The following is a 14,848-nucleotide window of genomic DNA, read 5'->3' on the forward strand; positions in this document are numbered from 1 at the left end:
TACAATAGAGACTTAATAGTTTATGCAAGCAACAAATCAAAATATATGGATACAAGATAAATTTGGTAATTTTACTCAACTTAACGCAACTCATCAAGTTTATCTGGATTTTGAAACTAATAGCATCAGATTTCGCATCCAAGCAGATGGTTTTTTACATGGCTATGTCATTGCTAATTTTAACAATTGGCAAAAACTTGAAGAGTATAAACTTAATTGGACTACTGATAATGATGATGGTAGTTTGTGGTTAACCAAAGATGTTTTTAATATATCAACTCTTAACGCAGGAACAAATCAATATTCATTTATCTTAGTAAATCTAGCTGGTGAGGAGTTTAAGGTTTCTATAAATGATCATGATTTGATACCGCTTAGCTTTAATTGGCAAGTAGCAAAAGGTACTCTCGAAATTAAAGCCTCTGAAAATTATCTAGTCCCAGGTTTTAACCTAGAGCTAATTGCTATAACAAAATCAATTACTGGTTATCAAAACATCATTGATGTTGAATGGCATGTTAGCCCTGAAAATTCAAAAATAACTTTAGCTAATAGTAAACTTCTGATAGATCCTTGTGTTAGTAATTTAACAGAAGTTAAAGTCTCATGCTATGCTAAAAATAATCCCGAACTTACAGCTCAAAGGACATTTACCGTTGTTAAAGAAAAAAGAAAAGGTTCACTTGTACATTTTATAAAGAAAGACCAACACTATAAAGGTGAGAATTTCGACTGGGACTTATGGAATTTCAACAAAAATAAACCTGCGCATTCAGTTTCACTTTCACATAGAAGTGATTTTGGTTTATATGGACTTTGCCAAAAGAAAAATGTCATCGCTAGAAAGAGAATTTGGGATATAAATTGGCATAATGATTGGGCAGAACAAACCAGCTGTTTTAAGATTTCAAAAAAATATCAAAACTACTATATCATTCATGGCGATGCTGTAATCTATAGATCTCTAGAAGACGTCATCAATAAAACTAATCCAAGGATAATACATGCTGTGATGAATGAAGCATCTCGAATTATTGCTTATCTATCAGATATCCCTAGAATTGGTACATCTTTCGAACTTTGGGTAAATTCCAAAAAAGTTGAAAATGTTGACTTAATCGTAAAACATCGCTCTAAGCAGCTTATATTTACTGGTTTACCACACATAAATCCCCATGAATTTGTAGAAATAAGAGCTAGCAATATTTTTTCTACAGCGAAAGTATTAATGGGTGAATATCTAAATAACTTCTACTATACTGATAGTATCGGGGTTAGCTTTAGTGATGAACTAATATCACTAAGAATTTGGGCGCCTACAGCAATCAAGGTTGAAGTTCTACTTTATAATGAAGATTTAGTCAGCAATAAAAAACAACCAGATTTTGTCTATGAGCTAACAGCTGAGAGAAGTTATGGTACTCATCATATAGAAATTTGTCGTAAAAGTTACGCAAACAAATATTACATCTACAGGTTGCATTTTGAAGATTTAGATAACAAAGGTCAAAGATGTATTAAAACAACGTATGCAGTTGATCCATATGCTTATGGAGTTAGTCTAAACGGCAGAAAAGGTTTTTTAGTAGATCTTAATGATGCTAAAGTTACTCCAAAACAATGGCAACAATCACATAATCCTAACTGCATAAATAAGGAAGATGCTATCATCTATGAAGCACACCTTCGCGATTTCACGATTAGTCCAGAAAGTGGTGTTAGTGAAGAATTAAGAGGAAAATATTTAGGTGCAGTTGAGGATAATACTTACTATATAGATTCAGCAACAAACCAGAAAGTATCAACAGGTATAACTAGCTTAGTTGAGCTTGGAGTTACTCATATTCATCTTTTACCGATTTTTGATTTTTCATCAGTTGATGAAGAAAAAAATAACGAAAAAGATAATCGCAACTGGGGCTATGACCCACAAAACTATAATGCTCCAGATGGTAGCTATTCCATAAACCCTTATGATCCGCTGCAACGAATTAAAGGGGCTAGAAATATGATATTAGGTTTTCACCAAAAAGGTATTGGTGTAATAATGGATATGGTTTATAACCATATGACAGAAACTTCGAATTTAGACAAAATTGTACCTAAGTATTATTTCAGAACAGATACACTAGGGAATTTCACCAACGGTTCAGGATGTGGTAATGAATTAGCAAGTGAAAAGCCTATGGTTAGCAAATTTATCCAAGACTCAGTGGTTCACTGGGTCAAAAACTACAAAATTGATGGTATCCGTTTTGACTTAATGGAACTTATTGATATCAATACAATTAAAAATATTATCACCAAGGTTAAGCAAATCAATCCAAATGTAATTATCTATGGCGAACCATGGAAAGGTGGAGACTCGCCGTTAGTAAACGGCACTCATAGAGGTACCCAAAGAAATCAGCAATTCTCAATATTTAACGACTATTTCCGTGATGCTATTCGCGGCAATAACAATCCTGGTAACGGTTTTATCAATGGAGATCCTCATAATCCTAGTAATATTGGTAATGTAATTGAAGGATTACGTGGCTCAATTTATAGCTTAACAGCGATGCCTGGTGAGTCTGTCAACTATGTCGATGCCCATGATAACTACACCCTTTGGGATCAAGTTGAAAAAAGTCAAAGTCATGATATTCCCAATGGATATTATCGTAAAAACCTTCCTGAAAATATTTTTGAACATCGTTTTGTTAGACAAAATGCTCTTGCTTTAGGGATTGTTTTAACAGCGCAAGGTATACCTTTTATTCATGGTGGGGCAGAGTTTCTCAGAACCAAGCAAGGCGATCATAACAGTTACAAAAGTGGCGATAGTATCAATGCTTTTCATTGGTCAGATAAGCTTTGCTACAAAGCATTCTTTGATTATATTGCGGGGCTCATTAAAATTAGAAAAGAGCACCCTGCTTTTAGGATGAAAGACCGTGAAACTATAGAAAAGAACTTAAATATAACTACCGCTCACCATGATCCTAAATCTGGTGTGATTATTTCACATTTTAAAAATAATGCTAATGGTGATAGCTGGCAAGATATTATTGTCATCTATAATGCGACTTCTATAGATGGTTATGATATCAATGCACTTATGCCAATACCAGCTAGTAAAATTTGGCATATTGTCGCAAACCACCAAAAAGCTGGTACTGAAACTATCCAAACAGTAAATTCTGGTGAACTTCCAGGTTTGAAATCTTATTCATTAATGATTATACATAGTTAAATAGCTTTTAAGCAAATAGGTAAAAAAATGTCAAGTTTATTTAAAATCTCTCTAAATACTAAAACTAAGTTATTATTCTCAACATCTGGGAGTAATTCATCGATACATAGACACAATACTGCGATACAAAAACTTGGTTTTAATCTTTGCTATTTTACTTTTAGTGGAGAAATTTCAGCTAAAGCTTATACCGATGCTATTAGAGCTCCTTTTGTAAATGGTGGTACTGTTACGGCTCACAATGGCCTTAAATCTAAGGTAATACCATTTTTAGACTATGTTGAGCCACTTGCTCAACAAACTTTAGCTGTAAATACTATCATCAATAAAGATGGTAAACTTTATGGCTACAATACCGATTACCATGGTTTGCACGCTGCACTAACAAAAGGTATCAAAGAGTCTAAACAAGATATCAAAACAGCTATAATTTATGGTAATGGTGGAGTTTCTGGGGTTGCTTTTAAAGTTCTACAAGATTTAGGTATCAAAGTAACTATCGTTGGCAGAAACCCCGAAAAAGTTGCTCAAAAAAGAAAAGAACTTGGTGTAGAAAATATCCCACATTTTAAAGGACCATATGATTTAGTAGTTGATGCAACTCCTATTTCATCATCTAATGATTTAGAGCAAAATACTCAATTTATAAATCTAGTTAAAGATGCAAAAATAGTATTTTGCCACGCCATGCCTGAGAAAGATAATAAAACAAACTATCTACTAGAATACTGCAACAAAAATAATATTTTCTATATAGATGGTGAAGGTATGTATATTGCCCAGCTTATAAAGCAGTATAAGCTTTATTTTGAGAACTTAGACTCTCAAAGAAAAATTACTGAGCAAGATATTATTGATGCTTGGGGATTATAGAAAGATATTTTTTTACTTTAAAATCTATTTTTTAATTTTCTTATACCTATCAATTACAACACCAATAAATCCTCCAACAAGAGAAATTATAGCTGGCGATGCAAATATTGACCCTGCTATCACATTCTCATTATAAATTAAAAATGTTGATAAAATGCTTAATGCGACTATCATAAAAAATGCCAACCATAAAGCTAATTTTTTTAACGAAACATCTTTATTAAATTCTTGGTTAACGTTTTTTAACTGCATTTGCTGGGTATCAATCTGTCTATTAGATATAGCAAGCTTTTCTTTATCACACTCTATTTGATGTGCATGCTGCTTATTAACAAAATCAATGTATGTATCTACAAGCCTTGGATCAATATTTTGTAGCTTCTCCATTTCAGAAGCAGGTGGAAGTATTGAGCTATGGACTTGTGTTTTTTGAACAAATTGCTGTGTTGATTTACTATTATTAGATGGTTGACTTGACTTGCTCATAAGCTTGTCTCCCTATCAAGTTAAGAGATTTTTTTACTTTTTGCATACTATCAGCAACCTCTTTAGAACTTGATACTCTCGAAGAATAAGTGGTTGGCTCGTCAATCGAAACCTTAGATGAGGGAGTTTCACTCATTGATGCATCAATATTTTCAGAGAAATTAAACATCTTTTTTACTGTATTTATCATTGTAATCCACTCCTCTAAATACTGTTTAATATATTAGAAATATAATATATTTATAGGTAATTTTCAATCACTATTCAATTAACAATATCACGATATAACTAATATCAAAACTCAATCGTATCAATCTCCTGCATCAATCTATCAGTTTCAATCAAGGCTACGATTATCTTCTGATAATGCAAAATGTCCTCAAAGTTTAACTCTCTGCCCTTGCGATCTTTAAGCCATTTTTGAGCTGGTTGATAACCACCAATATAGAAGTTCCAAGCTACTTCTGGAACAGTGTCAAAATACTGCTCTTTATTGATATAAACCTTACCATCTTTGTAGCTTAATTTATCGATGGTATTATCACCATCTATCGGGTAGCTTGTAGTGTAATTTGTAACAACTGGCGACTCTAACAAATGGATTTGGCGAAGCTGTCCACCTAGCTCTACCAGTTGCCAAAAAGTATCTATAGTTGGATATGGCACGCGTGGAAAATCTATTTTTAGAAACTCTTTGTATTTCTCACGGTAGCTAGGGCTGTGAAGTACCGCATAGATGTAATCGAATATGTCTATGGGTGCGAATGTTTTGCTATAAGAACCACCTCCCCTTGCTTCGCAAGGTACTCCTCCAAGGGAGGAGAATTCAGTATTCCACTCCTGTGGAGGGGTGGCAGTCGCAGACTGGCGGGGTGGTCGCTCAGCCACAAACTCCAAGCCAAGGCTCTTCTCAATCTCCTTAACAATAGTCATATCTAAGTTTGGTACTCTGCTAGAGTCTAGTGAATCATCATCTGGGTAGAGGTAGAGTGGAAAAACAGTACCGCCACCTCTTCTAAAAACATTTTGGTCTGTGAAAGACTTACTAATAAAAAGTACATTCCAGTCATCTCCTCCAACTGCTTGTCCTTGACGACACACGACTAGACTTATATTTTCTTTTTTAAAATGTTTAAATATTTTTTCATTCGGCCTAGCAATAAATTGGTTTTGATAAAATATTTTTCTACTATCAAAAGGTCTATATTCAATATCTTTAACAAACTTATCCAAATTATTATCTATAGATAGTCTTGCTTTTTCTGCATCCCATTTATCTTTATCTTTAACTGATATATTAAAATAATCGCATACACTTTTAACTGTTTGCGATTTATCTGTAAACATTGAAATATTTTCTTTAAGGTTATCCTCTTCAAAATCAATAGTTAATATATCTCTTTTCGTTAAAATACCAAGAGAATTTAGAGTCATTAATTGTTTTAAACTAAAACCACTATCATATTGCTTTTTAAGCTCCCAATCTTTTTGCACAAAGTAGTATTGAGGGGCTGTATTTTCAATTCTTGACCATTGGATATTTTTTAGGCTATTTTGAGCCAAGAACTCATATTTATCATTCCGTTTACCGTATAAACCACAGTGATATACTTCGGCTAGTTCATTATTTTTCTTAGCTCCCGTTTTGATGAGTATATTTATAGATACTCCTTGCATAATATCAAAGACATTTTCATCTTTTGAACCATCAGGGCAAGTTTCTTTTTTCTTAGAGTTACCATGTAAATCTATAGTATAAATTTTGTCATAAGTTTTAAGTAAACTATAACGCATACCTCTAAAAGTAGGATTATCCAAGAAACCATGTGGATTAATAAATGCTAGAATTCCACTACCATTTTTCTCGATATAATATTGACCGTAACGCATAAATTTAACATAGTCATCATTTATCCATTTAGGGTTTCTTTCTTTGAGTTTACCACCTGTAGGTTCTTTCTTATAATCCTCCATCAAATCCATTATCCACTGACCTTTATTAGCACTTTCGCCACTATACGGCGGATTTCCCATCACTACCATCACAGGAGTATCTTTTTTGATTTGGTTTGCCTCATTGGCTTCATTACTTAGCCAGTTAGCAAAAAGCGTCCCAGTATCAGGGTGATGCTCCTCAAGTGAGTTTGTCAGATAGATATGAAAGCGTTGGCTTTGGGTAGATTTTGGCTTATAGCCTGTATCTGTTAGGAGCATATCTAGCTTTAGATGTGCCATTGCATAACTTGCCATCAGTAGCTCAAAACCATTTAACCTAGATATCAAATGCTCCTCTACATAACCACTCCAAGCACCTTGCATAGTTTTGAAGTTGTTATTGTAGATAAACTTAATCGCCTCTGCTAAAAATGTTCCTGTACCAGTTGCTGGATCTAGCACTTGGACTTTATGGACTTCTTTTTCTATTTGTTTGTAGCCAGATTTTGCGCGTTTGTCAGTAGTTTGACTATCGATATTTATCTTTGTCTTGGTAGTATCTGCTAGACCTTGGCTTAAACTAAACTCTGATTTTAGCACCTCATCAACTGCTCGCACGATGAAGCTCACCACAGGTTGCGGTGTGTACCAAACCCCCTTTGCCTTTCTAAGCTTAGAATCATATTCAGATAGAAAATCCTCATAGAAATGCACGATCGGATCTTGTGTCTTGGTACTTCTACCAAATCTTGAAAGTATCTTGCGTAAATCTACTGCACGAAAAACATCAGCTAAGTTATCAACTGTATGCTTAATCCTATCATCAATATTTGTACCTGCAACATAGTCAAACAGCATTCTTAGAAATGGATTTGTTTTTGGTATTTTCTCAGCAGCCTCTTGACGCGAGAAAGTATCCAAAACCTCATCATGATACCTTGCAGCAAACATTCCATACGCTAGGGTTTGTGCATAAATATCGGCAAAGCCTCTTGGGCTTAAATCATGGATAAGGATATTTTTAAAAGTCTCATATTGAGCTTTTAGATCGCTACTATCACCATTTCCAATATCTTTTGTCAGTGCTGTTTCTAGTGTGTTTTGTAATAACCTTGCTTTACCAGCCATCATCTGTGCTAGTTTCTTTGGTGAACGGATAGTCTGCCCAATATAAGTACAAAAATCTTTGATTAGATTTTCAAATTGCTGAAAATTTTCAGGCTTTGGTTTAATCTCGCCATTCTCAATTGTTGCAATCTCAATCTGTGTAATTAACTCACCCTCTTTGAAAAACTGAAAGCGGATATAATCTGTAATAATCAAATTATCCAAAGCCTTACGGTAGCGATTAAACTGCTCTTTGTAGTTCTTTGAGTTAAGATCTTTACCAATATCTTTCGCCTCAATATAACCAATTGGAATATCTTTTTTGGTAATCACATAATCAGGGTTACCACAGTCTGTAACATTTGCCGGCTCGTTTGTGACATCTATATCTTTGACTAGAGAAATTAGCAAATCCTCTAAATCCTTGCGGTATGTATGTTCGCGAGATATGCCAGTTTTGTAGCGTCTGTTAAGTTGCTCTAGATATTGTTGAGTTGTCATTAAAATTTGTATAAAAGTTAGAAATACTATACAGAATTATAGATTATTTGAGATGAAAATATAATGTCAAAAATTATAAGAAAAACTACTTAGGCTGCCAAACAATATCTAGCTCTTTCGCTGCTTTGACATCATCTAAGCGACGAACTGGCAGATTGTACGGAGCACCTTTTAGATATTGAGGGTTTTCTTTAGCAATATCACGAATCTCTACCATCGCTTGGATAAATTTTTCCATACTATCAACATTTTCAGTTTCCGTAGGCTCTATTAGCAGACACTCTGGCACTAATAGCGGGAAGTACATAGTAGGAGCATGCACACCTCTATCTATCAAGCATTTAGCAAAATCTGTAGCTGTGACACCATATTTTTGTAATTCTGGTTTTAAAGTTACAATAAACTCATGTGAAGCTCTTCTTTCTGGGTAGGCTATAGTGAAGCCCTCTTGTTTTAAACGTGCCATCATATAATTAGCATTTAAAGTAGCTATTTCAGACGCCTCTGTCAAACCATTGCCACCTAAAAGAGCTGCATAAATATACGCCCTAATTAATACACCAATATTACCATTAAATGCAGATAATCTACCAATAGTATTCGGCACATCTTTTTCTTCTAACCATACAAATTTATCATCTTTTTTACCAACCATTGGTATTGGTAAAAACTCTTTTAGCTTATCATTCACAGCTACTGGACCAGCACCTGGACCACCACCACCATGAGGAGTAGCAAACGTTTTGTGTAAATTCATATGTAAAACATCAAAACCCATATCTCCAGGACGAGTTTTGCCCATGATAGCGTTTAAGTTTGCACCATCATAGTACAATAGACCACCTGCTTCATGCACCTTCTTAGCAATAGTTGCTATACTTCTCTCAAACACACCTACTGTAGATGGATTTGTCAACATGATACCAGCAGTTTTAGAACCAAGGACTTTATCAAGTGCTTCAATATCAATATCACCACATTTTTTAGTTGGAATCTCGATAACTTTCAGACCACAAACTTTTGCAGTAGCAGGGTTTGTACCATGAGCAGCATCTGGCACGATGATTTCATCACGAGTAAAATCTCCCCGCTTGTGATGATATGCTTTGATCATAGCTACACCAGCAAACTCACCTTGCGCTCCAGCCATAGGAGCCAGTGAAACTCCAGTCATACCAGTTAGTTCTTTAATAACTTCTTGAAGATCATACAAGCACTCTAAAGTTCCTTGTATACTTTGGCTACTTGCATATGGATGCCTTTCCAAAAACCCTGCTAAACTAGCATACTTGTGAGCTGCACGCGGGTTGTATTTCATAGTACAAGACCCTAATGGATAAAAGTTTGTATCAATACAAAAATTTTTACGTGATAACTGCGTGTAATGTCTAACAACATCTAGCTCTGCTTGTTCTGGTAACTTAGGTTTTTTAGTACGCAGCATATTTGCTGGAATATTTGAAACATCACCTTTTTTGCTAGGCATTACAGCTGGTGAGTTTACACCTCTAGTTTTCTCAAAAATAACCATTTTCTAACCTCCTAACCTAGCTAAAACTTTTTTAGCTGTAGTGATATAATCGATAATGTCTTCTTGTATATGGATTTCAGTAGAGCAAACTATAATAGAGTTTGCTAAATCACTATGGTACTCACCTAAGAAATAACCAGCATCTATACCTTCTTTTTCCATCTCTGTTACAAACATTTCCGCATTAACAGGTAAATCAATAACCACCTCATTAAAAAATGCTTCACTAAACCTAACTCTAACACCATCTAGCTTAGATAGTTCATTAGCTAAGTTTGTAGTATTTTCGTGTGATACACTAGCTACACGCTGTAAACCTTCAGCCCCAAGTAAACTCATATAAATAGTTGCTGCTGTTACCATTAAACCTTGGTTAGTACATATATTTGAAGTAGCTTTCGCACGACGGATATGCTGTTCTCTAGCTTGCAAAGTTAGACAAAAACCTTCCTTACCATCTAGATCAACAGTTCTACCAACTATACGTCCTGGCATTTGGCGTACATAATCCATTTTACAAGTCATAAAACCAAAATACGGCCCACCAGAGGCTAAAGGCACTCCCATTGCTTGACCTTCACCACAGACTATATCTGCACCATTATCACCCCATTCTGCTGGCGGTTTTAAAATTGCTAAAGACATAGGGTTAGTTACTGCCACTACCAAAGCACCCTGGTTATGAGCCCAATTAGTTAAATTATCAACATCAGCAATTTGACCTAAGAAATTAGGGCTTTGAATCACTACAGCAGCGTAGTTTTGATCTTGATGCTTTTCTAAACTACTTATGTTAGTTTTTCCATTTCTTGAATCTAGCTCGACTATATCTATCTCTATACCTTGATGCTTTGTAATAGTTTCTAAAACCTTTAAATAAGTTGGGTGAAGAGCTTCAGCAATCAAGACCTTTTGTGATTTTGCTTTCTTATTTGAACGAATCGCCATAAGTACTGACTCTGCTAAAGCAGTTGCACCATCATACATAGAGGCATTAGAAACTGCCATGCCTGTAAGCTCTGCCATCATAGTTTGATATTCATAAATGACCTGTAAGCCACCTTGAGAAGCCTCGGCTTGATATGGCGTATAAGCTGTATAAAATTCTCCTCTACCCACAATATCCCAAATAGCTGATGGGATGTAGTGACTATATGCTCCTGCTCCAATAAAGTTGGTATTTTGATGATTCTTACCTGCTCTTTTTTTCGCAAGGTTAGCTAGCTGAATTTCGTTTATCCCATCTTGAATCTTTAAAGCTTTTGCTCTTAGTTGTGTTGGAATTTCATCAAATAAATCATCTATTGAAGAAACTCCAATAGTATCAAGCGTTTTTTTAATCTGCTCTGGTTTATGTGGAATAAAAGACATATTTCCTCCATGCCTTTGTACAAAATTTTATAAAAGATTAAATAGATAGATTTTTTATTTATGCAATTAATCCTCAAGAGTTTTTGCATAAGCATCAGCAGTTAGCAAATCAGCTAACTGAGATTCATCAGAGATTTTAAGTTTAAATAACCAACCATCTTTATATGGTGTATGATTTACTTGTGAAGGGTCATCAACCAAAGATTCATTAATTTCAATCACCTCACCATCAACAGGAGCATATACATCAGAGGCTGCTTTAACAGACTCAACGACACAAGTGTCATCACCAGCAGCGAACTCTTCGCCTACTTCTGGTAACTCGACATAGACTAAATCGCCTAATAAAGACTGTGCATGTGCTGTAATACCTACAGTAACTTCATCACCATCTACTTTGACCCACTCATGCGACTTTGTATATTTTAATTCTTTAGGGATATTTAACATTTTTATACCTCCGTATTGACTACGATTAATTGTTTTGAAAAATACTTATTTATATCAAAGATTTACCATTTTTAACAAACTTTGGTTTAACTATCTCAACTTCTAATTCTTTACCTCTGATATTTACCACAGGATTGTCAGCTTGTTTAGGCACATAAGCTAATGCGATAGCAACTTTTAAAGTTGGCGAAAAGCTACCACTTGTTATATAACCTTTTTCACCATTATCAAAATCAATCTCTTGACCTGCTCTAAGGACACCTTTTGCTTTTAACACTACACCAACCCACTTAGTATCAACCCCATGTGCTTTTTTAGCAAGATATGCTTTTTTACCAATAAAGTTTCTACGCTGATCAGATAAATCAACACTCCAACCCAAGCCTCTTTCTAAAGGTGTCGTAGATGTATCCATATCAGCACCATATAGATGCATTCCTGCCTCTAATCTTAGAGTATCACGAGCACCTAGACCTGCAGGTTGTGCACCGTTTTCAAGTAGACTATTCCAAAAATTTTTTACCTGCGCTGCAGGGAGAATTATCTCAAAACCATCTTCACCAGTATAACCAGTGCGTGCTACCATCCATTTACTAAAAAACTTAAATGAAAAAGGCTTAAGTGCTTCAATTTCAGTAGCGATTTCTTTGGTAACAACACGCTTCACAACCTCGACAGCTTTTGGTCCTTGTACTGCAACTGTAGCTAGATCAGTCTGTGGACTTATTGTAACACCAAAGTTTTTAGCATTTTCTCTAAACCATGCAACATCTGATTCTCTATTGCCAGCATTGACAACAATTCTAAAATGCTCAGCAGCAACTTTGTAAGTAATCAAATCATCAACAATACCCGCATTATGATTTAGCATGCAGCCATATTGGGCTTTATTCTCTTCTAGCTTAGCAACATCATTAGCTAATACATGACGTAAAAACCTCTCAGCTTCAGAACCCTGTATATCAACGGCTAGCATATGCGATACATCAAAGATACCACAGTCTTCTCTAACATTGTTATGCTCTTGAATTTGTGAACCATAGTTAATTGGCATTAACCAACCTGAGAAATTAACCATCTTAGCGTTAGCTGCTATATGTGATTCATAAAGAGGAGTTTTCAGCATGAACTATCCACCCTAAAAAATTATGCTCGATAAATCACACTATACATTTTTTTTTAGTGTTTTATAAGCATTTTATTTCAAAAAAAATAAGATATTATCGATCATCAATAACTTTGATATATAGCTTACCATCTCTTGCTCTTTCAGGACCGTGAATATCCGTGTCAAAACCTGGCAACATCGAACCTATTTTCTCAAGCATTAGTAAGAAATCTAATATCACTTTAGATTCTTGAGTTATCTTCTCACCTGGGAAAATAACAGGTATCCCAGGTGGATATGGCAATATCATAACTGCAGAAGTATGCTCATATAAATCTGCTAATGGCACTTTCTTTACTTTACCTTTTAGTAACTTTTGAAATGCTCGATGTGGGTTTAATTGCTGCTCAGGTAAAACATTAAACGCATGATACATAAGGTTAGGTAAATTAGCATCTTTAATATACTCATGAAGTTGCTCACTAATTTCTTGGATTCTTTTACCATCGTAAAATTTAGGATCTTCTGCATATAAAGTTGGTAGCATTTTTTCTACCAATGTATTTTCATCATACATCTGTTTGAATTTATTCAATACCGAGATTAACCTTACTGATTTAGCTTTTGTCGTACCTAAACTAAATATGAATAGTAACGAATATGGACCAGACTTCTCAACCACTATATCATGCTCATCTAAAAATTTAGCGACCACATCAGCTGGTACTCCCCAGTCTTGGACATCGTTATCTTTTATCCCTGGTGTTAGAATTGTAATCTTAATAGGGTCTAACGAAAGAAAATCACCGTCGACATTTTTAAAGCCATGCCATTTATCAGCATTTCTTAGAAGCCATGCCTCTTTATTAGAGATATTATCAGGTTGCCAAACATCAAAAAACCAACCATTCGCTTCAGACTTTAGTTTGACTAATTCTCTTCTAAAATCTATAGCTAAATTAATAGTTTTGTCGATAAGGTTATAACCTTGCTCACCCTCCATCATTGCCGCAGCTGTCTCGACACTAGCAACTATTGGATAAAAAGGTGATGTTGAAGTATGCAACATAAACGCTTCATTTAAAACTTCCTCATTATAGTCACCTTTTATATGCAACATTGATGACTGGCTAAAGGCTGCCAAAAGCTTATGCGTTGACTGTGTCTCAAAAATTATATGCTCTGGCCTTGGTTCAATCTGCATCGCTGATTTATGCTTGTATATCGGGTGAAATATTGCATATGGTATCCAGGCACTATCAAAATGTAGCTTTTTAACATCAAGCTCTCGATGTATCGTATCAGTGTTATAAAGAATACCATCATAAGTTGAATTTGTAACCACAGCATATTCAGGCCACTTATCAGCAATATTGCTATTATCTATCTTTTGTTGGATAGTATCTCTTTGAAACTCTTTTTTAGGGATTCCACCGATTATTCCATAAGCATTTCTTGTTGGTTTTAGATATATCGGATTGACATCAACCATCATCATTAGATGCGTCACAGATTTATGACAATTTCTATCAACTAAAATAGTATCTCCATCAGCAACACTATACATACCAACTATTTTGTTTGCCGTTGAAGTACCGTTTGTGACAATAAGCGACCTATCTGATTTAAAGATTTTCGATATATATTCTTCAGCATCTTTATGTGCTTCAGAATGATCAAGTAAGCTTCCTAGCTCTTTCATTGAAATAGACAAATCTGTCTTAAAAATATTTTCACCATAAAAATCATAAAACAAAGCCCCTACTGCAGAACGCTGAAAGCCATAGCCTCCTTGGTGACCTGGGGTACAAAAAGCTGAATTAAAAGATTTAGAGTACTTAAATAATTCATAAGTCAAAGGTGGTAATATATCATTAAAATAATTTGTGATAGTTTTATGAATAAAGTCAGAATCCTCACCAGCTAAAGCATCATACTGTAAGAAGTTGATATTTAGATTAAAATCACGCAAATTAAGCTTAATACTTTGACTATAATCAGATGAGACAAATATTGGCAATTTTGTATTAAGGTGCGCAATATTATGAAAAGCTTCGATGTTGAAACTAGCTCTATCTAAAACAATACAACATATCCTAGAATTCTCCTCAAGTATTTCAACAACCTCAGATAAATCATCAATAGTTAAAGTGTTATAGTCATATTCTTTAAGATCTTTCTCAATTTTTAGTAAAAATTTTTCTTTATATGACTTTAAAGTGTCTTTATAGACAAATACAACTGTTTTCAT

The 14,848-nt window shown here is 34.7% G+C and carries 10 protein-coding genes; 2 read left to right on the forward strand and 8 right to left on the reverse strand.

From position 1 onward, the window contains the following. The first annotated feature begins 22 nt into the window (after positions 1 to 22). Together pulA and CGC45_RS06510 are read left to right on the forward strand one after the other, a co-directional pair. Complete coding sequence (gene pulA, locus CGC45_RS06505; RefSeq protein WP_071629517.1) at positions 23 to 3,235, forward strand: type I pullulanase; 3,213 nt, start codon at positions 23 to 25, stop codon at positions 3,233 to 3,235. A gap of 27 nt (positions 3,236 to 3,262) precedes the next feature. Continuing rightward, complete coding sequence (locus CGC45_RS06510) at positions 3,263 to 4,108, forward strand: shikimate dehydrogenase family protein (RefSeq protein ID WP_071629518.1); 846 nt, start codon at positions 3,263 to 3,265, stop codon at positions 4,106 to 4,108. A 24-nt stretch (positions 4,109 to 4,132) separates the two neighbouring features. Here CGC45_RS06510 and CGC45_RS06515 read toward each other — a convergent pair whose 3' ends face one another. The 8 genes from CGC45_RS06515 to CGC45_RS06550 all read right to left on the reverse strand — a co-directional run bounded on the left by CGC45_RS06515 (position 4,133) and on the right by CGC45_RS06550 (position 14,848). Beyond that, the gene (locus CGC45_RS06515; RefSeq protein WP_071629519.1) at positions 4,133 to 4,594 is read right to left on the reverse strand and encodes a hypothetical protein; all 462 of its coding nucleotides are present in this window, start codon (positions 4,592 to 4,594) and stop codon (positions 4,133 to 4,135) included. Further along, positions 4,569 to 4,784, reverse strand: coding sequence for a hypothetical protein (locus tag CGC45_RS06520; protein WP_071629520.1), 216 nt, complete (start codon positions 4,782 to 4,784; stop codon positions 4,569 to 4,571). The genes CGC45_RS06515 and CGC45_RS06520 overlap by 26 nt, the downstream gene beginning before the upstream one ends. A 104-nt stretch (positions 4,785 to 4,888) precedes the next feature. Next, entirely contained in the window at positions 4,889 to 8,137 is a 3,249-nt protein-coding gene (locus tag CGC45_RS06525) for a type ISP restriction/modification enzyme (protein WP_071629521.1), read from the reverse strand. 85 nt (positions 8,138 to 8,222) lie between these two features. Then, positions 8,223 to 9,668, reverse strand: a complete 1,446-nt coding sequence (gene gcvPB, locus CGC45_RS06530) for an aminomethyl-transferring glycine dehydrogenase subunit GcvPB (protein WP_071629522.1) — start codon at positions 9,666 to 9,668, stop codon at positions 8,223 to 8,225. A gap of 3 nt (positions 9,669 to 9,671) precedes the next feature. Further along, a complete protein-coding gene (gene gcvPA / locus CGC45_RS06535; RefSeq protein WP_071629523.1) occupies positions 9,672 to 11,039 on the reverse strand; it encodes an aminomethyl-transferring glycine dehydrogenase subunit GcvPA in 1,368 nt (455 codons plus the stop codon). Positions 11,040 to 11,105: 66 nt separating this feature from the next. Then, complete coding sequence (gene gcvH, locus CGC45_RS06540; protein WP_071629524.1) at positions 11,106 to 11,489, reverse strand: glycine cleavage system protein GcvH; 384 nt, start codon at positions 11,487 to 11,489, stop codon at positions 11,106 to 11,108. Positions 11,490 to 11,538: 49 nt separating this feature from the next. Further along, positions 11,539 to 12,615 (reverse strand): glycine cleavage system aminomethyltransferase GcvT, encoded by a 1,077-nt coding sequence (gcvT, locus tag CGC45_RS06545; RefSeq protein ID WP_071629525.1) that lies wholly within the window; start codon positions 12,613 to 12,615, stop codon positions 11,539 to 11,541. Positions 12,616 to 12,709: 94 nt separating this feature from the next. Continuing rightward, on the reverse strand, positions 12,710 to 14,848 hold the full coding sequence (locus CGC45_RS06550; protein WP_071629526.1) for a lysine decarboxylase LdcC: 2,139 nt from the start codon (positions 14,846 to 14,848) through the stop codon (positions 12,710 to 12,712).

It is taken from the genome of Francisella opportunistica (assembly GCF_003347135.1).
GTDB lineage: Bacteria > Pseudomonadota > Gammaproteobacteria > Francisellales > Francisellaceae > Francisella > Francisella opportunistica.